This is a genomic window from Pseudomonas sp. GW821-FHT04C07, from assembly GCF_059420325.1.
Window position 1 is genome coordinate 187,103 of record NZ_JBWKTM010000006.1, and the last position, 24,648, is coordinate 211,750.

At 59.4% G+C, this 24,648-nt stretch carries 25 protein-coding genes and 2 pseudogenes; 14 read left to right on the forward strand and 13 right to left on the reverse strand.

The genetic code is table 11. The annotated features are described in order from the left end of the window. The first annotated feature begins 10 nt into the window (after positions 1-10). From AC07UI_RS13390 to AC07UI_RS13400, 3 genes are all read left to right on the forward strand, one after another. Positions 11-751, forward strand: a complete 741-nt coding sequence (locus AC07UI_RS13390) for a response regulator (RefSeq protein ID WP_494992933.1) — start codon at positions 11-13, stop codon at positions 749-751. Next, positions 748-2,061: an ATP-binding protein gene (locus AC07UI_RS13395; RefSeq protein WP_494992934.1), complete on the forward strand. Its 1,314-nt coding sequence runs from the start codon at positions 748-750 to the stop codon at positions 2,059-2,061. The genes AC07UI_RS13390 and AC07UI_RS13395 overlap by 4 nt, the downstream gene beginning before the upstream one ends. Positions 2,062-2,188: 127 nt before the next feature. Further along, positions 2,189-2,707 carry an HvfX family Cu-binding RiPP maturation protein gene (locus tag AC07UI_RS13400; protein ID WP_494992935.1) on the forward strand — a complete coding sequence of 173 codons (519 nt, stop codon included), beginning with the start codon at positions 2,189-2,191 and terminating at the stop codon, positions 2,705-2,707. A gap of 359 nt (positions 2,708-3,066) precedes the next feature. On the opposite strand, the gene AC07UI_RS13405 is transcribed toward AC07UI_RS13400, so the two are convergent. From AC07UI_RS13405 to AC07UI_RS13420, 4 genes and pseudogenes are all read right to left on the reverse strand, one after another. Beyond that, positions 3,067-3,819: an HvfC family RiPP maturation protein gene (locus AC07UI_RS13405; RefSeq protein ID WP_494992936.1), complete on the reverse strand. Its 753-nt coding sequence runs from the start codon at positions 3,817-3,819 to the stop codon at positions 3,067-3,069. After that, the gene (locus tag AC07UI_RS13410) at positions 3,812-4,669 is read right to left on the reverse strand and encodes an HvfB family MNIO-type RiPP peptide maturase (protein WP_494992937.1); all 858 of its coding nucleotides are present in this window, start codon (positions 4,667-4,669) and stop codon (positions 3,812-3,814) included. The genes AC07UI_RS13405 and AC07UI_RS13410 overlap by 8 nt, the downstream gene beginning before the upstream one ends. Positions 4,670-4,738: 69 nt before the next feature. Next, on the reverse strand, positions 4,739-5,167 hold the full coding sequence (locus AC07UI_RS13415) for an HvfA family oxazolone/thioamide-modified RiPP metallophore (RefSeq protein WP_494992938.1): 429 nt from the start codon (positions 5,165-5,167) through the stop codon (positions 4,739-4,741). A gap of 438 nt (positions 5,168-5,605) precedes the next feature. Next, positions 5,606-5,797: pseudogene (locus AC07UI_RS13420) on the reverse strand (glucarate dehydratase); the annotation flags it as partial. A 13-nt stretch (positions 5,798-5,810) separates the two neighbouring features. On the opposite strand from AC07UI_RS13420, the pseudogene AC07UI_RS13425 reads away from it, so the two are divergent. After that, positions 5,811-6,577 (forward strand): annotated as a pseudogene (locus AC07UI_RS13425) (LysR substrate-binding domain-containing protein). 529 nt (positions 6,578-7,106) lie between these two features. Here AC07UI_RS13425 and AC07UI_RS13430 read toward each other — a convergent pair. The 4 genes from AC07UI_RS13430 to AC07UI_RS13445 form a co-directional block, all read right to left on the reverse strand. Then, a complete protein-coding gene (locus tag AC07UI_RS13430; RefSeq protein WP_494992939.1) occupies positions 7,107-7,583 on the reverse strand; it encodes a hypothetical protein in 477 nt (158 codons plus the stop codon). A gap of 4 nt (positions 7,584-7,587) precedes the next feature. After that, entirely contained in the window at positions 7,588-8,217 is a 630-nt protein-coding gene (locus tag AC07UI_RS13435) for a hypothetical protein (RefSeq protein WP_494992940.1), read from the reverse strand. Further along, positions 8,214-9,044, reverse strand: a complete 831-nt coding sequence (locus AC07UI_RS13440) for a TIGR04255 family protein (RefSeq protein WP_494992941.1) — start codon at positions 9,042-9,044, stop codon at positions 8,214-8,216. The genes AC07UI_RS13435 and AC07UI_RS13440 overlap by 4 nt, the downstream gene beginning before the upstream one ends. A 584-nt stretch (positions 9,045-9,628) precedes the next feature. Further along, positions 9,629-10,540 (reverse strand): LysR family transcriptional regulator, encoded by a 912-nt coding sequence (locus AC07UI_RS13445; RefSeq protein ID WP_494992942.1) that lies wholly within the window; start codon positions 10,538-10,540, stop codon positions 9,629-9,631. Positions 10,541-10,715: 175 nt separating this feature from the next. Here AC07UI_RS13445 and AC07UI_RS13450 point away from each other — a divergent pair, with 175 nt between their 5' ends. Both AC07UI_RS13450 and AC07UI_RS13455 read left to right on the forward strand, forming a co-directional pair. Continuing rightward, entirely contained in the window at positions 10,716-11,726 is a 1,011-nt protein-coding gene (locus tag AC07UI_RS13450) for a zinc-dependent alcohol dehydrogenase family protein (protein ID WP_494993094.1), read from the forward strand. Between the two features lie 235 nt (positions 11,727-11,961). Then, positions 11,962-12,702: a Mut7-C RNAse domain-containing protein gene (locus AC07UI_RS13455; protein WP_494992943.1), complete on the forward strand. Its 741-nt coding sequence runs from the start codon at positions 11,962-11,964 to the stop codon at positions 12,700-12,702. A gap of 330 nt (positions 12,703-13,032) precedes the next feature. Here AC07UI_RS13455 and AC07UI_RS13460 read toward each other — a convergent pair whose 3' ends face one another. The 4 genes from AC07UI_RS13460 to AC07UI_RS13475 form a co-directional block, all read right to left on the reverse strand. Beyond that, on the reverse strand, positions 13,033-13,653 hold the full coding sequence (locus AC07UI_RS13460) for a dihydrofolate reductase family protein (RefSeq protein ID WP_494992944.1): 621 nt from the start codon (positions 13,651-13,653) through the stop codon (positions 13,033-13,035). A 201-nt stretch (positions 13,654-13,854) separates the two neighbouring features. Then, on the reverse strand, positions 13,855-14,334 hold the full coding sequence (locus AC07UI_RS13465) for a VOC family protein (RefSeq protein WP_494992945.1): 480 nt from the start codon (positions 14,332-14,334) through the stop codon (positions 13,855-13,857). A 344-nt stretch (positions 14,335-14,678) separates the two neighbouring features. Beyond that, the gene (locus AC07UI_RS13470) at positions 14,679-15,602 is read right to left on the reverse strand and encodes an NADP-dependent oxidoreductase (protein WP_494992946.1); all 924 of its coding nucleotides are present in this window, start codon (positions 15,600-15,602) and stop codon (positions 14,679-14,681) included. A gap of 76 nt (positions 15,603-15,678) precedes the next feature. Further along, complete coding sequence (locus tag AC07UI_RS13475; protein ID WP_494992947.1) at positions 15,679-16,119, reverse strand: DoxX family protein; 441 nt, start codon at positions 16,117-16,119, stop codon at positions 15,679-15,681. A 212-nt stretch (positions 16,120-16,331) separates the two neighbouring features. On the opposite strand from AC07UI_RS13475, the gene AC07UI_RS13480 reads away from it, so the two are divergent. Next, positions 16,332-17,231 (forward strand): LysR family transcriptional regulator, encoded by a 900-nt coding sequence (locus tag AC07UI_RS13480; RefSeq protein ID WP_494992948.1) that lies wholly within the window; start codon positions 16,332-16,334, stop codon positions 17,229-17,231. Positions 17,232-17,435: 204 nt separating this feature from the next. Here the strand turns inward: AC07UI_RS13480 and AC07UI_RS13485 are convergent, their stop codons facing one another. After that, the gene (locus AC07UI_RS13485; protein WP_494993095.1) at positions 17,436-17,765 is read right to left on the reverse strand and encodes a hypothetical protein; all 330 of its coding nucleotides are present in this window, start codon (positions 17,763-17,765) and stop codon (positions 17,436-17,438) included. A 454-nt stretch (positions 17,766-18,219) separates the two neighbouring features. Between AC07UI_RS13485 and AC07UI_RS13490 the strand changes: the two genes are divergently transcribed. The 7 genes from AC07UI_RS13490 to AC07UI_RS13520 all read left to right on the forward strand — a co-directional run bounded on the left by AC07UI_RS13490 (position 18,220) and on the right by AC07UI_RS13520 (position 24,277). Then, complete coding sequence (locus AC07UI_RS13490) at positions 18,220-18,522, forward strand: putative quinol monooxygenase (RefSeq protein WP_494992949.1); 303 nt, start codon at positions 18,220-18,222, stop codon at positions 18,520-18,522. Between the two features lie 540 nt (positions 18,523-19,062). After that, entirely contained in the window at positions 19,063-19,839 is a 777-nt protein-coding gene (locus AC07UI_RS13495) for an ABC transporter substrate-binding protein (protein WP_494992950.1), read from the forward strand. Positions 19,840-19,931: 92 nt separating this feature from the next. Next, complete coding sequence (locus AC07UI_RS13500) at positions 19,932-20,621, forward strand: ABC transporter permease (RefSeq protein ID WP_494992951.1); 690 nt, start codon at positions 19,932-19,934, stop codon at positions 20,619-20,621. Between the two features lie 12 nt (positions 20,622-20,633). Further along, on the forward strand, positions 20,634-21,332 hold the full coding sequence (locus AC07UI_RS13505) for an ABC transporter permease (protein WP_494992952.1): 699 nt from the start codon (positions 20,634-20,636) through the stop codon (positions 21,330-21,332). Positions 21,333-21,340: 8 nt separating this feature from the next. Beyond that, the gene (locus AC07UI_RS13510) at positions 21,341-22,453 is read left to right on the forward strand and encodes a succinylglutamate desuccinylase/aspartoacylase family protein (protein ID WP_494992953.1); all 1,113 of its coding nucleotides are present in this window, start codon (positions 21,341-21,343) and stop codon (positions 22,451-22,453) included. Between the two features lie 18 nt (positions 22,454-22,471). Continuing rightward, complete coding sequence (locus AC07UI_RS13515) at positions 22,472-23,236, forward strand: ABC transporter ATP-binding protein (protein ID WP_494992954.1); 765 nt, start codon at positions 22,472-22,474, stop codon at positions 23,234-23,236. Positions 23,237-23,368: 132 nt separating this feature from the next. Beyond that, on the forward strand, positions 23,369-24,277 hold the full coding sequence (locus AC07UI_RS13520) for a MurR/RpiR family transcriptional regulator (RefSeq protein WP_494992955.1): 909 nt from the start codon (positions 23,369-23,371) through the stop codon (positions 24,275-24,277). Positions 24,278-24,648: the final 371 nt, after the last annotated feature.

A 24,648-nucleotide genomic window follows, 5' to 3' on the forward strand; every position in this document is an offset into this window, starting at 1 on the left:
GCGCCGGGCGATGGAGCATGTCGATCACATCCTGATCGTTGACGATGATCGCGAGATCAGGGAACTGGTAGGCAACTACCTGAAGAAGAACGGACTGCGCACCACCATCGTTGCCGACGGCCGGCAGATGCGCGCCTTCCTCGAATCCAACGCGGTCGACCTGATCGTGCTGGACATCATGATGCCCGGCGACGACGGCCTGCTACTGTGTCGCGAGCTGCGCGCCGGCAAGCACAAGGCCACGCCGGTGCTGATGCTGACCGCACGCAACGACGAAACCGACCGCATCATCGGCCTGGAAATGGGCGCCGACGACTACCTGACCAAACCCTTCTCTGCGCGCGAGCTGCTGGCGCGCATCAATGCCGTGCTGCGCCGCACGCGCATGCTGCCGCCGAACATGACCATCAGCGAAAGCAGCCGGCTGATCGGCTTCGGCCAGTGGCGCCTGGACACCACCGCGCGTCACCTGCTGGACGGCGACAGCACCCTGGTCGCGTTGAGCGGCGCCGAGTACCGTCTGCTGCGAGTGTTCCTCGACCACCCGCAACGGGTGCTCAGCCGCGAGCAGTTGCTCAATCTCACCCAGGGCCGCGAGGCGGATATCTTCGACCGCTCCATCGACCTGCTGGTCAGCCGCCTGCGCCAGCGTTTGCAGGACGACGCCCGCGAGCCGGCCTACATCAAGACAGTACGCAGCGAAGGTTATGTGTTCTCCCTGCCCGTGCAACTGGTCGAGCCACAATCGTGAAGAGCCTGCCGCGCTGGCCGCGCACCCTCGCCTCGCGCCTCGCGCTGATCTTCTTCACCGGGCTGGTACTGGCCTACGGCTTGTCCTTCAGCTTCCAGTTCTACGAGCGCTACCAGAGCGCGCGCTCGATGATGCTGGGCAACCTGGAACGGGACGTGTCCACCTCGGTGGCGATCCTCGACCGCCTGCCGGCGGCGGAACGCGCGGACTGGCTGCCACGGCTGGAGCGGCACACCTACCGCTACCGCCTCGACGACGGCGAACCGGGCCAGGCGCTGGACCTGGACGAGGCGCCCATTGCGGCACTGTCCCTCGACAAGGCCATCGGTCGCCAGTACGCGCTGGACTTCCAGACCATCCCCGGGCCGGTCCCCCACTTCCAGGTCCATCTGCGCATGGCCGACGGCAAACCGCTGACCGTTGACGTGACCCCGGCGCCGGTGCCCCTGTCGACCTGGCTACCGATCGTGCTGCTGATCCAGCTCGCCGTGTTGTTGCTGTGCACCTGGCTGGCCGTGAAAACCGCGATTCGCCCGCTGACGCGCCTGGCCCAGGCGGTGGACCGCCTCGACCCCAACGCCCCCGGGCCGCACCTGGATGAAACCGGGCCGCGGGAAGTGGTCTACGCGGCGGTGGCCTTCAATGCCATGCAGGCGCGCATCGCTGCCTACCTGAAAGAACGCATGCAACTGCTGGCCGCCATCTCCCACGACCTGCAGACGCCCATCACGCGCATGAAGCTGCGGGTCGAGTTCATGGACACGTCCGCCGAGAAGGACAAGCTGTGGAACGACCTCGAAGCCATGGAGCATCTGGTGCGCGAAGGCGTGGCCTATGCCCGTAGCGTGGAGGGCAGCACCGAGGCCAGTTGCCGGGTGAACCTTGACGCCTTCCTCGACAGCCTGGTGTTCGACTACCAGGACAGCGGCCAGCAGGTGGACCTGTGCGCGAAGAATGGTGCAGTGATCGAAACCCGGCCCCATGCCTTGCGCCGGGTGCTGGTGAACCTGATCGACAACGCCCTCAAGTTCACTGGCGCCGCGCAGCTGGAAGTCCGTTCCGGCGCAGGCCATACGACGCTGATCCGAGTGCTGGACAACGGCCCCGGCATCCCCGTCGAGGAATTGAAAGAAGTGCTCAAACCCTTCTACCGCCTGGAAACCTCACGTAACCGCAGCACCGGCGGCACCGGCCTTGGGCTGGCCATCGCACATCAATTGACCCAGGCCATCGGTGGCACCCTCACCCTGTCCAACCGCGACGGCGGCGGCTTGTGTGCGCAGATCGAGCTGTGCGGTCCGGCGGCCTGAGGGCCGCCTCTACACTGGGATACACAACGTCCTGCGGCGGACACACTGCCGATAAGACCGGTTGCAAGAATCCTGAACACAATAAGCGACGGCACCCCGCCGTCGCCGGTTGATACAGGAGCTCTCCATGAAAACCATCGCCTTGCCATCGGGCTGGAAACTGTTCGGCATCCTCGCACCGCTGAACCAACTGGGCGCCTGGAGCGCCGACCTTGCCCTGCGGGTGTTCCTCGCCTGGGAGTTCTTCGAATCCGGCAGGGAAAAATGGAACGGCGAAAACTGGTTCGCGCAGATCCAGTCCGCCTTTCCCTTCCCCTTCAACCACCTGCCCGCCACCCTCAACTGGGAACTGTCGATGTGGACCGAACTGCTCGGCGCCCTCTTCCTGCTGCTGGGCCTGGGTACGCGGCTGTCGGCGCTGGTGCTGATGGTGGTGACGGTCGTGGCAATCGCCGCCGTGCACTGGCCGGCGCAGTGGTCGAGCCTCGCCGAACTGGCCCGGGGTTACGCCATCAGCAACCAGGGTTTTGGCAACTACAAACTGCCGGCCATCTACCTGGTAGCGCTGTTGCCGCTGCTACTGAACGGACCGGGCAAACTGAGCCTGGACTACTTGCTCCAGCACTGGCGCCGGCAACGGGCCTGAGCCCGCAAAAAAAGCCCGTCGCAAGACGCAATGCCAGTCAGTTAAGGAATTTCAGGTTCAGCACTGCCCCCCGTAGCAGCTGGCGAAGGCTGCGTCCGGCGGCGAAGCCGTCGCAAATCCTGCTTCCACGATTTGTCTGGAATACCGCAGTGACTGTTTTACGACTGCTGCGCAGCCGGACGCAGGCTTCGCCAGCTGCTACGGTTCGCGTAATGTCTTAACTGACCGGCATTAGTCGCAAGACGGGCTTAGTGAGATGGTCCGCCTGACCGAGAAGCCCTGCAGGTTTACGCTTGCAGGGCTTTCTCGTTTTCGGTCGTGGATCACGCCGCCCCCGGTGTGGAAGCGGCAGTGGGGATTCAGAGGTGGATCTGGGTGCCGATCACGATGCCCTGAGCGCGCAGCGACTCTAGCAGCGCCAGGCCCTGGTGCTGGATGGCCTGGGCATCGCCGCCGGCCGTTGCGGCCAGGGCCTGCAGGTGCTCCCGCCCACTGCGCGGGTGAGCGGCCAGCGAGGCCAGCAGGTGATACGCCAGAGGCGCCAACCGGGCAAAATGCACCTGGTGCCCGGCATCGCGGTGCACCAGCAGCAAGGTCGGCACTTGCGGTGCCTCGGTGGGTTGATGGTCCGCAGCGATGCGGTTCACCGGCCAGCGGTACGCCAGTGGCATGGCCAGGCAGGACAGCAGCGGGACACCGGCCAGCAGGTCACCGTCCTGCTGGTGCGGCGGGTCCTGGGCGTCACTCAGGTACAACTGCGACTCGACCCACTCGTAGTGGGCCAGCTCCACCTGCCAGGGCGCGGCCGGGTCGGTATCCGCCTGCTGCTGTTGCAGGTAGGCGACGAACTCTTCGGCGATGCCCGTGAACAGTGGCGTCTGGCTGCGATGCCCGGCATAGAAGTCGCGCACCCGGGCATGCCAGCGTGCATCCCCGAGGGTGGACCGCAGCACCGGGAAGCTGCCGGCCAGCAGCCCTTCGATGGCGTTGTAGAACAGCTCGCGATAGACCTTCAGGCGCCGCGCCTCGATGCCCGGCGGCGGCGCCTGACGGGTCGGGTCGCGCAGGTGGCGGGCCAGAGTGAATTGTTGCTCGCGCAGGGTTTCAGACATGAGCGGCACTGCTGTTGGCAAGCGCGCCAAGACAGGCCTGCTGGATGGCTCGGATGCGCCCGGTTTCTTCCAGCAGGTCGGCCAGCGGCGGGTAGTTGAAATCGCGTTCCAGCACCGTGGGGTGCACGCCGAAACGCTGGTAAGCGGCGGCCAGCAGCGCCCACACGCCGTCCCTCACCGTAGCGCCGTGGGTGTCGATCTTCAGGTCCGCGGCTTCGTCGTAGTGGCCGGCGACATGCAGGCTTGTCACCCGTTGTAGCGGTAGCGCGTGAAGGAATGCCAAGGCGTCGTAACCGTGGTTGCAGGCGTTGACGAACAGGTTGTTGACGTCCAGCAGCAGGTCGCAATCGGCCTCTTCCAACACCGCTGTGATGAAGTCGATCTCGCTCAGTGCCTGGTACGGTGCGGCATAGTAGCTGATGTTCTCCACCGCGATGCGCCGGCCGAGGCGCTCCTGGGTTTCGCGGATGCGCGCGGCGACATGCTGGATGGCCTCGTCGGTAAAGGGGATCGGCATCAGGTCGTAGAGGTGGCCGTCATCGGTGCAATAGCTCAGGTGCTCGCTATAAAGGCTGACCTGGTAGCGTTCAAGAAACTGTCGCGTGCGGACGAGAAAGTCCCGGTCCAACGGCTCGCTGCCACCCAGTGACAGCGACAGCCCGTGGCAGGCGACAGGAAAGCGTTCGGCCAGGCTGGCCAGCCCCTCGCCAAAGGCGCCGCCGACGCCGATCCAGTTCTCCGGCGCGCATTCGAGGAAGTCCACCGCGCCGTCCTCCATCGCCAGCAGCGCGGGTAGCAGCCCACGGCGCAGGCCGAGCCCGGCCTGGATTGGGTTATCGATCATGCTCATGGTGTGGCTCCGGGAAAACGCACGACGCCCCGCCTGTCAGGCAGGAGGGGCGCGGCGCAAGGGGGCAGGTCAGGACTTGTCGTTTTGCAGGTGGCTGAACAGGCCGTCGGGCATCGGCTTGCCGTTGGCCTGGTAAATGGCCTTCAGATGGTCGTAGGCCTCGCGTTCAGAAATGAAGCCGTCGTGGTTGCTGTCGATCTTGTCGAAGTCGGCGGCGCGATCCTTGGCCACGACGAGAAACTCGTCGCGCGAGACCTTGCCATCATGGTTGCTGTCGGTGCGTGAGAAGGACGCATCGCCGCACTTGCCCTCCCCGCATTTGCCTTCGGCCTGGCTCACCTTGGCGCCGGCGCCGCATTTGCCTTCGCCGGCGGTTTTTGCCGAGGCCAGTTGGTAGCCCTGGGCCAGGGGCTCCACCGCGAAAGCAGAACCGCTGAGGAACATTCCGCCGACCAGGGCGGCGCCGATCAGGCCAAGGGTGCAGTGGGTACGAGACATGGTAATTCTCCAGTGTGGATTACGGCAGCGCCGTAGGGTTTGCGCTGCCCACCGGGGCGGCGCGTCGCAAGGTCATGGCTCGAACAGGGTTGAGGTCAGCGGGAGGTGGCATTTGCCGGATCCTCACCTCGCATGGCCCGCCGTGTTCGGGTGTGGCCATTTCGAGGGATGGATGTATCACCGGTGTATCCCGGCGCGAGGGGTTTTGTAAGGCAGTTGCAACACACAGCCGCGAGATACAGTGTGTTACAGCGGCGCGGACGGGAGACGCCGGCCAGGAGGTCTATGTCCTCAAGGGGGGATGCCCCCCACCACGCCAAGGATCAGCGCAAGTCAGGGTCATCAAAACCCGTGTTCGCGCTGATACAGTTCGGCGCGCCCTGCCCACCGCCCTCCCCCGATGGGCTTGCGCCCCATCAGGCCAAGTACCGGACGGGCTCAAAAACGCGGTTTGATGGTCTTCCACTCCGGCTTGTAACGTTGCATCTGTTTCACGTCATCGCGCTGTCGAATGCCGCAGGTCAGGTATTGGTCGTGCAGTTTGCCCAACTGATCGTGATCCAGTTCAAGACCCAGCCCGGGCGCACGGGAGATCTTCACGCAGCCATCGACGATGGGCAGCTTGCCGCCTTAGATCCAACTGTTGGAACACCACCTGGGCGTCGAGCTGTTCACCCGCAGCACCCGTAGCGTCGCCCTCACCGCCGCCGGCCGCGCCTTCTTCGTCGAAGCGCCGAGCCTGCTGGAGCGCGCCCAGCAAGCCGCAGTGACCGCCCGACGCTTCGCCGAGGGGGACATCGGCTCGGTCAATATCAGCTTCGTCGGCAGCGCTGTGTACGAATTTCTGCCCAAAGTCATCGCTGAAGCACGGCTCAAACAGCCCCATGTCAAAATCGACCTGTCGGAGATGAACACCTACCAGCAGCACGAAGCCCTGCGCGCCCGCCGTATCGACCTGGGCATCGTCCGCGCGCCCTTGCTGGAGCCGGGTTACGCCACCGAATGCCTGTCGCCGCTCCCGGCAACCACCGGCTGGCCAGTGCCGAAACCGTGTCCGTCAATGACCTCGACGCACAACCCTTCCGGATGTACGCCCATTCCGCCTACCCACCGTTCAACGAGCTGCTGACCGGCACGCTCCGCTCCGCCCGCGTGGCCCCGGAGTACGTGCAATGGCTTGGCTCATCATTGACCATCCTGGCCATGGTCAACGCCGGAATGGGCCTGGCCCTGGTCCCTCGCTGCGCCACCAGCGTCGTGTTCAAGAACGTGGTGTTTCGCGATATCGATTTGGGAGAAGGAGTGCAGAGCGAGTTGCATTTGATCTGGCGCGAAAACAATGACAATCCGGCGTTCGCGATGTTACTGGAGGGGATCCGCAGGGCTGCGAAGGAGGGATGGGGATTGTAAATAGCCAGAAGCCTTGAATGGAGTCCACCAGGAAGTTTATCGCCCCAGCGTCCCTGGACACAGGAAGATGTCTGATAGACAGATTCGGGGCGCGTCTTGCCATTCGTAATGGACAGCTAACGGCCAGAAACGGACGTTCGTCTTGGTCCGCTTTTGACTGTGGATTCAACCGGTCGACACAATGCATTGGCTACTCCCTCATGCGAAACTGTCGGCAATGTAGCAGACGTGGTGTCCGACACCGCCTCCACTGTCTATAGCTCCACTGTCGAAACACTGTACAAAGGCCTGTCTTACGAGCGCCGCCGCTGAAGCAGCGGCTCGTTCTATGCCGCGCCAGGGTTAGCGTTCCTTGGGTACAGGGTGGCGAGATGGATACACACTTGCATCTTGAAGGCGTGAGCTTTGATGAAACGGAAGAGACCAAGTTGATAGTCAACGCTGCAGAGAGGCCGCCTAATTCGCTCAGGGAGTGGTGGGGAACACATTTTTTTGTGGCCCGGCCAAGAAGGCGAGATGAACTAACTAATCACTCCCCTACAGAATCGCGAAGATAGGCAACGTTCTCCAAATCCACGATGTTGTTTAGGTGCTTGATGAGCTCTGTCCGGATCTTGCGTAGGCCGCCCCTTCCTAGACTTTTGTCGGCACTGTAAATAGAAGCATGGCCAGGGTTGGCGGGCTCGTGCTCGGACTCGGTGACCGGAGAGGGTTGGACATCGAAGTAGTCTTGCCCTGCTGGGTCTCGATCTTCCCTGAGCTTGGCGTAGAAAAGCTGTGAGAATTTAGTGAACTCTCGAACCTCAGGCAGCTTGGCACGTTGGGTATCCACGCGGTGTGTCAACACCGACAGTGGTGTCAGTATCGGACGATCAACACTGAACCCTCGATCTTTCAAATCATCGAGGCTGACAGCATTGGCCAGGAACTCCTGACCATTGTGCTGTTCTGGGCAAAAGAATGCTCTGACCAAGCTTTCATCTTCGGACAGTGGCGGTACATCCATGAAATCAGATTCCTCGGATAATCTTCAAAATCTGCTCTGGAAGGTGCTCAGTAAGGGAAGATTCATCACTCATGAACTCCTGGCCCACTGCTGTCTTGGCGTAATAGGAATAGCTTCCGTCACCGTAGAAGCCAAGATCAATATAGCCAAGGGCGTTCTTCCAAGAGAAGTTCACTTCACCATCTGCCGCTGCCGTGACCGTGGGCAATTGAAATTCACCGGCTGGAAGTACAGTACTTGAAAATTGCTCAGCTTCATCGATTGCAGCTACGGAAGGGACCTTCGCGGTATAACCATCCCAAGCCGGCTCCAAGTCAAGCAGACCACGAATTTTAGCCAGCAAGCTGTTCTTTAGCGTATGAGCCTGGCGGAAGTCGTAGAGAGGGAACTGATTTCCTTTCGCTTGTCCGCGTAGAGTGCTCTGCACCTGGCTACCGGACAGGAACGCTCGCGAGACCCACGTATAGGAAACAGTGAAAGAATCGGTGCTTTTCACCGTTCTTTGAACATTACCTGCCTTTGCGTAGATGATTTTGCTTTTACCTTTACCCTTGGTAGAGGGCAGCCACGTTCCACCTCCCGTAGCGGTTTCTTGAGCATTCCCGAAAGGATTGCTAAGCATCGTCGCGTTCATTGTTTCCCTCCCACGACCAGGCTGAGACGACGGCAAGCGTCCTCAGTCAAGAGGTCGTTGATCACCAGCTTGTTCTGATCGTGCAGCGGTTCAAAGAAAACATGGGCCAGCTCAGAGAATTTGTCCGAGTCAAAGGAGCTGAGCAAAGCATCACTATCTTCTTCCCGGCGAAGCACTTGGACATGATCGATAGTCACATAGGTGTGGGGAGCTTTATGTTGTACCGATACAACAGATGAGTTCACGTTCAATTGATTAAGTATCTGTTTCCCATTGGGATGCTCCCAGAACCAGCCGGAGTGGTTGTGCCAACGTTCTCCAGATTCAAAACTCTTGCGAGACAGATAGCTGCTGCTCTGGTCGCAGAGTAAGCGCAGATCATAAACACCCTCGTCCGGCTCATAACGAAACTGGTCTACGACCTTGAAGCCCAGCGACCTTAGGTCAAGAGCAGCTTGAGAGTTATTAGCCAGTCTATCTAGGAATTCAAAGGCTTGTTTTGAAACGGCATCCCAACGCGTATAGGCCGTGCAATGGATAGAAACCTGAATGCCATCGGTAATACGCACAGCCCATTCCGGAGCCTCGTTCTCCTCACCGCTTCCATTGGAAAACGTATAAGTGAAGATTTCTCTCTGGCTCGACTCACGAGTTGCAGAATCGAAACTCAGCTCAATTGAGTCTGCTCTATCTACGCGAGCCAGGGCATCGGCATAAGCGACCGCCAAGTGTTGTTCGATTGACTCGTCCGACAGAATCGGAGACGCGAACTCGAAAAAAAACACTGTTTCAACAACGGCGTGTGCACCATGAACCGGTTTGAACATGCCTGTACTCATGGGCGGGAAGCTCCGAATTCCGAGCGATATAGAGCGCAGGCCAAATGCAATCGATAAGGATGTAGATAAGGTTCGAATCCTTGCTGTGGACCGATTTCCATTTGGCTGACTTCCTCATCTAAAGTTTGGCAGATCCGATGAAATTCAAAGGATGAATCTCTCGTCAGGCTCTGGCCAACGGCGGCGACCTTAGGGGCCGTTGGCCAGAGCCTAGCTGGTGAAAATCCCTATGGCAACCCCTCCTAATTGAGTCCTCATTCTTAGGCATTTGGTTTCACTATGAAGATTTCGCTGAATGGTTATAGCGAGATGAGAGCTATAGGGCGGGCATCAGACTCATGCTTTGAGAGAGAGGCAGATCTGCTCTGGCATCCAGAGAATTGGCGAGGTCGACCCAAAGGTTTCTAGAATCGTGCACCGTCATTCGTGGATCATAGCTCTCAGGTCAGACCGTGATGCTGATAGGGAAAAAGAAAGGGGCGGGTGTCCGCTACTTGCCGATTTCTGCCTGTCACAACCGACCGAAATCAACCCATTGCGGCCGTTGACGGCACCGAACTAATGAACGCCTATTATTCCAGCCAGTCGGAATGAAGCTGCGGAAAACGCTCTTGCAGCCATTCAATAAAAACTTGCACCTGCGGCGCTAGGTGCATCCGGCTTGGGTACAGCACCGACACAGGACGAGGGGTTGGCCGATAGGGTCTTAGAATCTCCACCAAAGCGCGACTGTCCAAATGCTCGGCCACGGTGATGCCTGGCGCTTGGATTATTCCGAAACCCGACACGCCACACTGAACGTACGCATTCGACTCGGTGACTGTGATACCGGCGTTACTCACAAACGCTCGATCCTGACCCTTTACCGAGAAGTGCCAAGGCAATGTCCTGTTGCTCTGGCCGGACAAGAAGTTGACACCTCGATGGGCGACTAGATCGTCGAGTTTCTTGGGTTCGCCGTGCTCGTGCAGATACTCGGGAGCTGCGCATGTCACCATGGTTGCCATTGCAATGGGGCGAGCGATCAATGTCGAGTCCGGTAAATCGCCTATACGCAACGCACAGTCAACGCCTTCACCTATCAGGTCAACTGCTCGGTCTGTCACGCCCAGCACCATGTTGATGCCCGGGAAGGTGGTGGTGAACTCTTTAAGGCTTTTGATGAATTCCATTTGTGCAAAAGCGGTCGGGATATCGATGCGAAGTCGGCCCACGAGCGTTGCTCCGGAGCGATCAAACATCGAGGTCGCAGCAGAAATACCCGCGAGAATTTCCTGCACCCGCTCATAGAACCGCTCACCCTCTGCGGTGAGCGCCACCTTTCTCGTGGTGCGTTGGAATAGGCGTACGCCCAATGACGTCTCCAGCTCCTGGATATAACGGGTGACCTGAGGTCGCCCGATGTCCAGCGACTCGGCGGCTTTAGTGAAGCTGCCGAGTTCAGCAAGTCTGGCGAACAGTCGCATCGATTGCAGCAATTCCATGGCGTTTCCATGTGGGCCCCGACTGACTCACGGAGCTGAAAATAATTGTTGCCTCAGAATAGAACAATCATGTCTTTTTGCGCGCATTTATTGCGCTCCGCCAAAAGCGAAAGATGTGCCCAAGGCAGAACCATTTCCGGTTTGCGGCCCATTGACGTGTATTTGGAGATTCATGATGAAGGCTTGGTTATTGAAAGATTTCGGACTCGACAACCTGCAATTGGGAGAGGTAGCTACCCCGCAACCAAAGACCGGCGAGCTGTTGGTCAAGGTCGGTGCTGTCTCGCTCAATTTTCGCGACAAGGCTATCGTTGACGGCATCTATGAGCCGCATATGGTGCCCAAACCCCTGATCCCGGTTAGCGATGCAGCCGGCACAGTGGTCGCGGTCGGTGACGGCGTCACGCGCTTCAAAGTCGGCGATCGGGTCAACTCGCATCTGTACTCCCGTTGGCTGGATGGCGAGCCTGGGCCAAATGAACCCGATTACTGCTTCGGCTCGCCGTTGCCAGGCGGTTTGGCTGAATACATGATCATCCACGAAGACAGCGCCGTGGGTGCGCCAGACAACATGAGCGACGAAGAGGCGGCAACACTCCCGATTGCCGCGCTCACGGCATGGTACTCGTTGGTGGACTTTGGACAAATTCAGCCGGGGCAAACTGTGTTAGTTCAAGGCACTGGCGGTGTATCCATATTTGCCGTGCAGATCGCTACTGCGCTTGGCGCGAGGGTAATTGCAACGTCGAGTAGCGACCAGAATCTGCAAACCGTGAAGGGGCTGGGGGCCGTGGCGGGCATCAACTACAGAACTACTCCGAACTGGGCGCACGAAGTGTTGAAGCTGACCGAAGGCAAAGGCGTGGATCTGCTGCTCGATGTGGCCGGCGGCAGCGGCATCAATCAATCGGTCGCAGCGACTAAGGCATCCGGGCGTATTGCGCAAATCGGCTTTTTGACCGGGCAGACCGTTGAACTCAATCTGATGCCACTCATTTTCCGCCAGACGACCATTCGCGGTATCGCCGTGGCGCCGCGCTCATCGTTCGACCGGATGAATGCGTTCCTCAACGAACACAAGATTCGTCCTGTAATCGATCAGGTGTATCCATTCGAGAAAGCACGAGAAGCTTACGAGCATCTTGCGAGGGGGGCATTTGGGAAGGTTGTAATAAAAATCGCTTGATACCGCTAAGGCGCCAATATGGCGCCTTTTTTTCACCGTATTTCAATTTAGATCTAATTGCCTGGTCTGGGCCAAGCGCGGCTCTGGCTCGAACGTCCGCTCTTGGCTGTGGATTCAACCGGTCGATGCAACAGATTGGCTAAATCGTTCAGCGGGCGTTTCGTAGTTTGGGGCCTGCCGGAGAAGATGTCCGGACTAGACTCGCTCATCCTGCAGCCCTGCCATACTGTTCAGCATGACCCGTGCAACCTTCCGCTTCTACGAGGAGCTCAACGATTTCCTGCCGGCCGAACGGCGGCGGCAGGCCTTTACCTGCGAGTGCGCGCGAGGGGCGACGGCCAAGCACATGATCGAGGCGCTCGGGATACCGCACACCGAGGTCGAGCTGGTGCTGCTCAACGGCGAGTCGGTGGGCCTCGAGCGGGTGATCTTCGACGGTGACCGGCTGGCGGTGTATCCCAAGTTCGAAGCGCTGGACATCAGCCCGCTGCTCAAGGTTCGTGCGCAACCTTTACGGGTGCTGCGCTTCGTCGCTGATGCGCACCTTGGCGGGCTGGCCAGCCTGCTGCGCATGAGCGGCTTCGACACCCTCTACGACAATCGCTTCGAGGATGGCGAGATCGCCGAGATCGCTGCGCAGCAAGGACGCATCGTGCTAACCCGCGACCGCGAACTGCTCAAGCGGCGGATCATCAGCCACGGCTGTTACGTGCATGCCCTGAAACCGTCACTGCAGCTGCGCGAATTGTACGAGCGCCTCGACCTGGCGCGTAGCGCGCGGCCATTCAGCCTGTGCCTGCATTGCAACCTGCCGCTGCACGAGATCAGCCCGGAACTGGCCCGGTCGCAGGTGCCGCCACGCATTGGCGCCCTCTATTCGCGCTTCCTGCGCTGCGACGCCTGCCAACGGGTTTACTGGGAGGGTTCGCACTGGCGCGGCATGTGTGCACTGCTGGCACCTCTGCTGGACCGATAGCCGAGCGCATCGGGCCGGCGGCGTTGCCAGGGATAACCGGCTTTTGCATCAGGCAGATAACGGCCAGAAACGGACACCCGGGAACGCCTGCTCACGGCCCCAAGCTGCGGGAGTGACTGTCAGTCTGGGGCGCAGAGCTCCGGTCGTTACCTGTTGCAACCGACCTCAAGAGAACCCGCATTGATTTCATTCAATGCGAGCCGTTAGGGAGTGAATCTGATTGGTCGCAGAGGCAGGCGTGTTTGCTCGACCATGCGCCTGCTCGCGTGAAGGCCGTGGCCCGTCAGGGACGTCGGCCTTCAACGAGTTGTCAGGCGTCACGGGCTTTTCCTACTCTTCAAACGCTCCTGTGCGCACGTCGCCGCTGCGCACGTAATGGGTGATCAGCACACCGCCAGGCGTGCTGGTCGAGTGCGCCAAAGTGAAGGCCGACGCTTGTGCGTCGTCGCCAAACAAGCGCTTGCCGCGCCCAAGTACGATGGGAAAAATCATAAGCCGAAGCTCATCCACCAACCCGGCTGCAAGCAGTTGGCGCACCATATCGCCGCTGCCCTGCGTCAATAGGTGGGCGCCGTCCTGGTGCTTGAGCGCGCGTATCGCGTCGGCAAGGTTTCCCTCCAACGCACGACTGTTCTGCCAATCAAGCGTATCGGATCGATGCGTGGCCACATGTTTAGGCACGCTGTTGAACAGGTTAGCGATGACGCGGTTTTTTGAATCGGCCCGTCTGTGCGGCCAATACGCCGCGAATATGTCGTAGGTGCGACGCCCCAGCAACAACTCGAACGGCTGCGCGAACAGGTCCTGTATGGCCTGGCCAAAGGCTTCGTCGGCGTAGGGCACTATCCAGCCACCGAGGCGGAATTCGCCGCCGGGATCTTCTTCAGGCCCGCCGGGCGCTTGAATAACGCCATCCAGACTCATGAAAGCGGCAACGGTGAGCTTGCGCATATTCTTCTCCTGGTTCGTCCTCGTGAAAGTTCTCGTACAGGGAACGCCTACGATCACTGCGACCAATCAGATTCATCCCCTAACGGATAGTCGAACGAGACTCTGCGAAATCGACAGTGCGATGCCCGGATGAAGCCTTGTCCAGCGCTTGGCTTGAGCACCGGCCAGCATCCGACAGCGCCCAGCCCCAAGCCGCACGGGTTAACGCTCAAGAGCCGCTTCGATCGCAGCGATGTCGATCTTTCTCATCCCCATCATGGCTTCGAACGCGCGCTTGGCCGTCGCTCGATCGGGATCGGCTATCGCGGCCGTCAGGACGCGTGGCGTGATCTGCCACGACAGTCCCCACTTGTCCTTGCACCAGCCGCATACGCTTTCCTGGCCGCCGTTTCCGACAATCGCGTCCCACAAGCGGTCCGTTTCGGCTTGGTCGTCGGTCGCAACCTGGAACGAGAAAGCCTCGTTGTGCTTGAACGCCGCCCCCGCGTTCAGCCCGAGACAAGGGATGCCCATCACCGTGAACTCGACCGTCAAGACATCGCCCTGCTTGCCCGCCGGATAGTCGCCAGGCGCACGAAGGACAGCTCCCACCGCGCTGTCAGGGAACGTCTCGGCGTAGAACTTCGCAGCGTCCAACGCGTCACCGTCGTACAAGAGACAAATCGTGTTCTTGCTGACCATCTTGGTTCTCCAAAATCGGGACTGACACCTTCATTCTAGCCGCGCAGCCAGCCGGACCACTTCGGCAACTTGCCTACCATGGGGTAGCGCGCATGCGCGATCGTCCCCCACGGCGCCGATCGAGTGGAATTGTATTCACACATTGGATCAAGCCCATGGCCAGCGCGCTTTCACAGTACTCACGACGCAGACCGCCCCAAAGCAGACGCTCATTTCCTCCGCCAGTCATAAGCTCTGATTCCAACCGCTAAAGCTTTTGCACCTCTTCAACAAATCAGACCGTCCGATCAGGCGATGCAATCAAGCGATCGCCTGCATGCTTGCGGTCTTTTATTGCCTGATTTTTATTGGCCAAGATTGAGTACGATTTTGCCACGTGTATGTCCGGCCATACTTTTTCCTACGGCCTGCTTCACCTGCGAGATCGGGAACACTTCGACCTCTATAGAGAGTTGGCCGGCATCGAACAACTCGGCGATGGCCGTGAGTTGCCTGCCATCCGGCCGAGTGGCGAAGTTTTTTGCCGAAACGCCGTGCACCTTCGCCAACTCTGCGTTCGGCGCACTGACCGGCGACACCAGGACCCCGCCCCGCTTCAATACCTTCCAGGAATGTAGCTGGGTTTCGCCGCCAATCAGGTCAAGCACGATATCCACATCCGCCACTACCTCCTCGAAGGCCTGGCTACGGTAGTCGATCAGCTGATTCGCGCCGATTTTTTCCAGATAGTCATGGTTGCCGCTCGAAGCGGTGGCAATGACCGTGGCGCCGGCATGCCTGGCTATCTGCACGGCCATGCTGCCGACTCCGCCGGCGGCACCGTGAATCAGCACTCGCTGACCCGCCTTGATGCCCGCATGCTCATGCAACGCTTGCCAGGCCGTCAGTGCCGCCACTGCCACACCACTGGCCTGCAGGGCGGAAAGACTGCGCGGCCTGAGCGCCAGGCGATCTGCTGGTACGGCAGCCTTTGTGGCATATCCGCCGACGATGCCGATAAAACCAAATACCTTATCGCCGACTGCAAAACCACTCACACCCTTGCCAATCGCGGAAATCGTTCCCGCCACTTCGGTCCCCGGCGTGTAGGGCAACGGCAACGGGATGAAGGCTTTCATGGAGCCGGAAAGAATCTTCCAATCGATCGGGTTGACCGCGGCACCTTCCACGTCGATCAGCACCTCGCCCTCCCCCGCAAGCGGGTCGGCGACGTCTTCCAGGCGCAGCACATCCGGGCTGCCGTATTCATGCACACGTATGGCTTTCATGGTGAATCCTCGGATGATTTCGAAAGATGAAACCCGGGAGGCGCCGCAAGCGTTCATTCACTGCGGCGCCATTGGCTCAGCGACGACGGGCATCGAGGCTGAAGCGACCGGCGCCGAACGCGACGACCTGCAACAGGCCGCCCGCCATGGCGATGTTCTTGAAGAAGTGGATGAACTGGTTCTGGTCGCTCAGACCGTTATGGAATGCCAGGGCGGTGAACACGCTGAACAGGGCAAGCACCAGCGCAACAGTACGGGTGCGGTAGCCAGCGATCAGAGCAATACCGCCGCCGATTTCGATGATGATGGCCAATGCCAGAGCGAGCTGCGGGAACGGCAGACCAACCGAACCGATGTAGCCGATCATCATCGCCGGGGCGCTCAGTTTGGAGACGCCCGAGAGGATGAAGATGGCGCTGAGTAACACACGGCCGACCAGAGCAGCCGTGGCGGTGGTAGCGACAGAGCCGGACAGTTCATGGGTATCGCGGGAGATAGTTGCTGTAGATTGAGACATGGGTTGTTCTTCCATCAAATAGGGCGCATCCACCATGGAGCGCCGCATTGAGGAAAGTCTGCCACCCACTCTACAATCGCAATAGCCGACTAATTTCGACGATTACGTTCTATTTTTTCGAAATATAATCACGCCCTGCTCATCTGGTTCTTGCGGCACTACTGCACGTGAAATCAACATAAATACCCCCGCAAGTGTTCAAGGAAATCGAAATGATCTCAGACCCAGGCACCCCCACTCTCGATCAACTGCGTGTATTCCTGACGGTTGTCGAGGTCGGCAGTTTTGCCGCGGCGGCGCGAAAACTGAGCAGGGCCACTTCTGTCATCAGCTACTCGATTTCCAATCTGGAGATGCAACTCGGCGTTGTTCTGTTCGATAGAAACACCACCCGCAAACCCCAACTGACCGATGCGGGACGTACCGTGCTCGCCGAAGCACGCACCATCACCAATGGGGTCAACGGGCTGCGGGCCAAGGTGAAGGGACTGCTGCAAGGCCTGGAGGCAGAGATCCACCTGGTGCTCGATGTGCTGTTGCCTGCCGAGCGCGTGGTCGATGCGCTCAAATCATTCCAGGAGACCTTTCCGACCGTATCCCTGCACCTTCATATGGAAGCCCTGGGCGCCGTCACTCAGCTCGTGCTCAATCGCAAGGCCAGCATCGGCGTGGGTGGCCAACTCGATAACATCATCGATGGAATCGAGCGCATCGGCATCGGCAGCGTCAAACTGGTGCCGGTCGCAGCGCCCAGCCACCCGCTGGCAACGACTCGGCTGAACGCCCCAGGCGCTGGACGCGAGCATGTCCAGTTGGTGCTGTCGGATCGTTCACCCTTGACCCAAGGCAAGGACTTCGCCGTCATCGGCACGAGGACCTGGCGCCTGGCGGATCTGGGGGCCAAACACATGCTGCTCAGGGAGGGGATCGGCTGGGGCAACATGCCATTGTCCATGGTCAGGGATGACTTGGCGGCAGGCCGCCTTGTGCAACTCGACATGCCGGACCTCAAAAGCGGTGTCTACAGCTTCGATGCCATCTATCGTACGGATACACCGCCCGGTCCGGCGGCAAAATGGCTGATCGAGCGCTTCGCACAGCAACACGAGTAAAGCACCGACCATTCCAGTTTTTCGACCATTAGCGTCGACTTTATTCGGCTATTGCGTGTTCTTTGCGTGTGGCAAATTCCTCCTCGCCGTGGCAGCGTCGCCGCGCCCGATCAGGAGCCCTGCCATTACAAAGGTGGATCACTTCCTGGCGCTTCTCTTGTGTGCGGCAATCTGCACCAGCGCCAAGGCCTCCATGCCACATCGTCATTTACGCGCCAACTTATACCTGACGCACTCTTCATAGAAGCTCTGCCGGACGGCAGCGGGCTTGAATCGGGATTTACTGTCGTAGGTTTGCTCGGTAATGCCCAAGGCCATCATTCGCATCCACCCCTTGCTAAACTTGTAAGCCTGTATCTTCTGGCGAGCGGCATACAGTGAAACCCCCGACAGCTTGAGTTCCTGGGCTCGTTGCGCGGTACCCGCTCCCCAACTGCACCTAAACCGATCATTCGACATCAGCTCCCTGGCCTGGGCAGAGACTGCAACGCTCGCCAGGGCCAACGAGATGAGCGCGATCAATACATTCCGCATTTGCATTCCGCCTAACCACCTGAAAATAAAGTAATTTTGGCGATAACTTTCAGGTTTGGGGGCCAGCAATATGCCTTCTATTCGGCTTGCTGGAGTTACTCAGTGACACCCGGCCGAGATGGGTCCAGACAGTAGCCGCTGTTTCGGGTCGTTCTCTGCCAGTGTTGACTGACTGCAACCGGCCAGGAACTGCCGATCAGCAAAAATTTAGCGCCAATGAAGTTTACTCAAAGAACTATGCTGGTTTACTCGGCAGGAGTCCTGGAAGCCCGCTGACTCAATGCTGCGTCTGAAGCAACACCCTCAGAGGCGGCGGCAACGGCCACATTGCAACGCTTGGGCGGCTGGGCAGTACCGTCGTGGCGGGTGTCTATGCCGAATCGGAGAGTATCGCGTCGGGCTTACTGGAAAGCGTGACGCAGGGTGATGTAGTCATAGCAACAGGAGGCACATCATGGTCAAAGTAGCGTTGTTCGTTCGTCTGCAAGCAAAACCCGGGAAAGAGAAAGAGGTAGAGAGCTTTCTCCTGGGTGGCCTTCCAATCGTGGAGCAAGAGCCAGCCACCACGGCCTGGTTCGCAATCCGCTTGGGACCGTCCACCTTTGGCATCTTTGACGCCTTCCCGGATGAAGCAGGCCGGCAGGCCCATCTTTCGGGCAAGGTCGCAGCGGCGCTTATGGCCAAGGCTCCCGAGCTGTTTGCCAAACCGCCGTCAATCGAGCAGGTTGACGTCCTTGCGGCCAAACTACCCGGTTAAGCCGGCTCGACAAGGCGCTCCAGGCAACGTCCCTGCTGCCCGCGTTGCCTCACCGATGTGCAGGGGATCAACGCCGTAGAGATCCTGCAGATCGTTGCCAACATACGCGTAGCGGTGCTGTAACGGGGCTGCGCGGCCTTCGCTCCAGCGTTGCCCACCCGATGCAACGCTGCGCTTGTTCCCCCTTCCGCCCTTTCAACCTCAGCGTGAATTCGTTATTGCGACGGATCTGGCACGCCCACGCCCCCCCGGTTTGCACCCATCTGCAGAAATGACGACCCGGCTGGAGACTCACCAGAAATGATGTTTTTATTTTCATAAATTTGATTTATGAAATAAAACGTGTCATTTATAGGCTCGACAAGATCATCAATACCGACCCACCTCGCCAGACCGGACGGCAAGCACCCTCACCTTTCAGGGCAGATCGCGACGCCGACTGAGGCAGTACCTCAGCCACAGCAGTTCCCCGAGAAGCGCCCACGCCGGGTACTTGCGGGTATCGAACCACCCAAACACCCTACAAAAGGAGTCAACAATATGAACAAGACTGGACTTCTAGGTGCTCTGGCACTTTGCGCCTTCAGCATCCTGGCCCACGCCGACGAAGAGAGTCTGCGTATCGGTATCGAAGCCGCCTACCCACCCTTCTCTTTCAAGACCCCGGAAGGCAACGTCAGCGGTTTCGATTACGACATCGGTAACGCGCTATGCGAGGAGATGAAGGTCAAATGCCAATGGGTCATTCAGGAATTCGACGGCATGATCCCCTCGCTGAAAGTGCGCAAGATCGATGCCGTGCTGTCATCGATGTCGATTACCGATGACCGCATGAAGTCAGTCGACTTCAGCAAAAAGTACTACCACACGCCGGGCAAGTTCGCGATGAAGGACGGCAGCGTGATCAACAACCCTCTGGTTGATCTCAAAGGCAAGAAGGTCGGCGTGCAACGCTCCTCGACTTATGACCGTTTTGCCACTGAACAGCTTGAGAAAGCCGGGGTCGAGGTCGTGCGCTACTCCGCACAAAATGAAGCGTTCCTTGACCTGGCTTCGGGTCGTCTGGACGCCACGCTCGCAGACATCGTCAACACCGATGAAAGCTTTATCAAAACGCCTGCCGGGAAAGGTTTCGCCTTGGTAGGGCCGGACATCAACGACCCGAAATACTTCGGCAGAGGCGCCGGGATCGCCGTGCGCAAAGGTGACAGCGCGAACGCCGCACGCCTGAGTGCAGCGATTGACGCTATCCGGGCCAATGGCAAGTACCAGCAAGTGATGGCCAAGTACTTCGCGTTCGATATCTACGGCGAATAAGCGTCCACCCGTAACTCCGGCGCCGGCCCGTTGCAGGCGCCGCCTTTGGCTTGTCCCGCGCGCCTCCCGGCGCTCGTTTGAGGAACTTCATCATGCTTCACGGCTACGGATCGAGCATTCTCGATGGCGCCTGGCTGACTATTAATCTGGCCCTGACCTCCATGACCCTGGCCATTGCCCTGGGTCTGATCGGTGCAGCATTTCGCTTGTCATCGATCAAATGGCTGGCGGCGCTGGGCGAAGGTTACACAACCGTTATTCGCGGCATCCCGGACCTGGTGTTGATTCTGCTGATCTTCTACGGCGGCCAGGATCTGGTGAACCGCATTGCCCTTGCGCTCGGTTACACCCGGTACTTCGACATCAATCCCTTTATCGCCGGCGTCTGCACCATGGGCTTCATTTTCGGCGCCTATCTCTCGGAAACCTTTCGCGGCGCCTTTATGGCGATCCCTAAAGGTCAGGGCGAGGCCGGGGCAGCCTACGGCATGAGTGGTGCGCAGGTGTTCTGGCGGATTCTGGTGCCACAGATGATTCGTTTCGCCATTCCCGGCTTCACCAACAACTGGTTGGTACTGACCAAATCTACCGCGCTGATCTCGGTCATCGGTTTGCAGGACATGATGTTCAAAGCCAAGAACGCAGCGGATGCAACCCATGAGCCCTTTACCTTTTTCCTCGCGGTGGCGGCTCTTTATCTGATGCTGACCAGCCTGTCGTTGCTGGTGCTGCGTTATCTGGAAAAACACTACTCGGTCGGCACCAAAGCCGCCGAACTGTGATTGGGAGCGAACATGATCCTCGACTACAACCTGATCTGGGAAAACCTGCCGCTGTACTTCAATGGCGCCTTGCTGACCCTGAAAGTTCTGCTGATTTCCCTGGCCTTTGGCCTGGTGCTGGCAATTCCGTTGGCGCTGATGCGGGTGTCCAGATCACCGCTGATCAACTTCCCTGCCTGGCTTTACACCTATGTGATTCGCGGCACGCCAATGCTCGTGCAATTGTTTCTGATCTATTACGGGCTCGCGCAGTTTGAAGCGGTACGCCAAAGCGTGCTCTGGCCTTACCTGTCCAGCGCGACCTTTTGTGCCTGCCTGGCCTTTGCGATCAATACCAGTGCCTACAGCGCGGAACTCCTGGCCGGCAGTTTGAAGTCCACTTCCTGCGGCGAGATCGAAGCAGCCAAGGCCATGGGCATGTCGCGCTTCACCCTGTACCGCCGCATTCTCCTGCCGTCGGCCTTGCGCCGGGCGCTGCCGCAGTACAGCAACGAAGTGCTGATGATGCTGCAAACCACCAGCCTGGCGTCCATCGTCACGCTGGTCGACATCACCGGGGCCGCGCGTACGGTCAGTTCGCGGTTCTATCTGCCGTTCGAGGCGTTCATCACCGCCGGCCTCATTTACCTGGTCCTGACCTTCATCCTGGTTCGTCTGTTCAAGCTGGCCGAGCGCCGCTGGCTGGCGTATCTGGCACCGCGCAAGCACTAAGGAGCTTTATGAAGCACATTCAATACCTGTTGCCGTGGAGTGCCTCGGGCACTGAACGACACCTGTCGCTGTTTCGTTTTGGCAGCGGGCCGCGCAAGGCTTATATCCAGGCATCGCTGCATGCCGACGAGTTGCCGGGCATGCGCGTCGCCGTTGAACTCAAACGCCGCCTGCGCGAGCTGGAAGAGCAAGGCCGCCTGACGGGCGTGATCGAGTTGGTGCCGATGGCCAATCCGATCGGTATCGCGCAGATGTTCCAGGCCACCCACCAGGGCCGCTTCGAGTTCTCCAGCGGGAAGAACTTCAATCGCGACTTCCCGGAGTTGGCTGACGCCGTGACACCACACCTGGAAGGTCAATTGGGCGAGGATGGCAACGCCAACGTCGCACTCATCCGCCGCGCCATGAGCGATGCCCTCACCAACATGAGCGCACCGACATCGGAACTCGATGGCCTGCGCCGACTGCTGATGCAGCACGCTTGCGATGCCGATTTCGTATTGGACCTGCACTGCGACTTCGAGTCGATCATGCTGCTTTACGCCATGCCGCAAAACTGGCCGCGCTTGCGCTCGTTGGCCGCGCGCCTGAATGCTCGCGCCGCGCTGTTGGCGCAGGATGCTGGCGGCAGTGCGTTCGATGAAGCCTGCGCCATTCCCTGGCTACGCCTGGCCGAACGCTTCCCTGCCGCCAATATTCCGCTGGCGTGTGTGGCCACCACCATTGAATTGCGCGGCATGGCCGACACCGAGCGTGAGCAATGCGTCGACAGCGCAGACGCCATTCTTGGCTTTCTTGCCGAACAAGGCCTGATCAGCGGTGACTGGCCGGCCGCTCCGCCGACCTGCTGTGAAGCCACGCCGTTCGCCGGTGCGCAGTACGCCTATGCACCGCACCCGGGTGTGGTGAGTTTTCTGCAACCGGTGGGTGCCTGGGTCAAGGTCGGCGACCCGCTGTTCGAAGTGATTGATCCGCTGACCGATCGCCACAGCGTGGTGCTTGCCAGCACCGACGGCATCCTCTATGCCCGCGAGCGTCTGCGCTTTGCCCAGCCCGGATTGTGGCTGGCCAAGGTCGCAGGCGTTACCCCTATTCGCCAGGGTCGCTTGCTCAGCGACTGATTCAAAAGAGTGGAAACCATGTACAAACTCGAGATTCAGGATCTACACAAAAGTTACGGCACACACGAAGTGCTCAAGGGCGTGTCCCTGGAGGCGCAAGCCGGTGACGTGATCAGCATCATCGGCTCCAGTGGCTCTGGCAAAAGTACCTTCCTGCGTTGCATCAACCTGCTGGAGCAGCCCAACGCGGGCAAGATTCTGCTTAACGGCGAACAGTTGAAACTGGTCACCAACAAATCCGGCGGGCTCAAGGCCGCCGAGCCCAAGCAGTTACAACGCATGCGTTCGCGGCTGGCGATGGTGTTTCAGCACTTCAACCTCTGGTCGCACATGAGCGCCCTTGAAAACGTCATGGAAGCCCCCGTGCATGTCCTGGGCATGGACAAGCAACAGGCTCGGGAAAAGGCCGAGCACTACCTGAACAAAGTCGGCGTGGCGCACCGTCTGGACGCCTACCCGGCGCACATGTCGGGCGGCGAGCAGCAGCGCGTGGCGATTGCCCGCGCGTTGGCCATGGAACCTGAAGTGATGCTCTTCGATGAGCCGACTTCAGCACTCGACCCTGAACTGGTCGGCGAAGTGCTTAAAGTCATGCAGGACCTCGCCCTGGAAGGTCGGACCATGGTGGTTGTGACCCATGAAATGGGCTTCGCTCGCGAGGTATCCAACCAACTGGTATTCCTCCACAAAGGCCTGGTCGAAGAGCGCGGCAACCCGCGCGAAGTGCTGGTCAAGCCACAGTCCGAGCGCCTCCAGCAGTTCCTGGCCGGCAGTTTGAAATAACCGGCACCCTCACTCACCAACCGTTGGCTCTGCGCTGCACGCCAGCGGTTGGCTTCGGATACACTTCAGCCAACCTTATGCCAGGGCACCAGGCACAGTCCCTTCTAACCATCAAAAAATGTTGAGCCGGATATGCCGACCCCATCGAAAAACACGACTGTCTATGCCGCACCGGTGATGCGCAAACTGGCGGAAATCGTTTCCGATTTGCAGCCGTCACTGCGCAAGGTGGCGGACTTTATCCTGCGTCACCCACTCAAGGCAGCCACGCTGACCATCGAGGAGCTGGCTCACGAGACGTCTACCTCACCAGCCGCGGTCAACCGCCTGGCCAAGGCCTTGAATCTGGGTGGCTACACCGGCATGAAGGCCGAGCTGGTGGCGACCTTGCAGCAAATGGTGTCCCCGGTCGACAAACTGCGCAACGAACTGGCACACCGCACCGGTGGCGCGTTTGGCCTGCATGAACAAATCCAGAGCGCCACCAGCAACCTCGGCACCGCAGGCACCAACAACCATGCAGACACCTTTGAAGCTTTCGTCACCTGCCTGACCAAGGCCCGCAAAATTTACATCCTGGGATTCGGCAACAGCGTCTACATGGCGGGACTCGCAGCCTCGACCCTGATGCCCTTCTGTGCCGACGCCACCGCCATCAGCATGGAGGGCGGCAACGAAAACGCCGCTTACCGCCTGGCCGCCATCACCGATCAGGACATCCTGTTGGCGATCTCGCTTCCGCGCTATTCCCTCGACACCCTGCAGCTCTCACGCTTTGCCCATGAACGTGGCGCTACAGTGCTGGCGATCACCGACTCACCTGCCTCGCCGTTGACCAATATTGCCCAGCACGTGCTATTTGCCCCCGCCGACCACCCGGTACTGACCAGTTCCAACATCGCCGTACTCGCGTTGATCGAAGGATTGGTGGCGGGCGTGATGGCGCGCAACAAAGAAGCCGTGAAGCTGGCAACCGAACTGACCGAAAGCGTGATGTCTTACCTGCATGTACCCAATAGCAGCAAATCGTCGAAAAGGTGATAACGCGTTTGGGGCAACGAGCCCACCGAACTCCATGTCGGCGGCAGCATCACCCCTCGTGAGGCGCGGCCGCCAGACCGGAGTGCTTCACCGCTTCACACGGCAGGTCGGCCAGGTGGTCCTGAAGGTTGGCATAGCTAGCTTCCAATGCAGGCACTTCGTGGAGTGGGCGCGAAAGCAGAGCATGGCAACACGGGATGAGGAAGTTTCATCGCCACTAACCAGTACGAATGCACGCTAAGCTGACGAAAAACTCAGAGCGCAAGCGTTCTGTTATGTGAGCCAGACGAACGTTAGATGTTATGAATACGACGACCTTCTGCTGAGTGAGGGCATGAAACACATGCCTGTACCGGGCAGAAGGTCGTTGT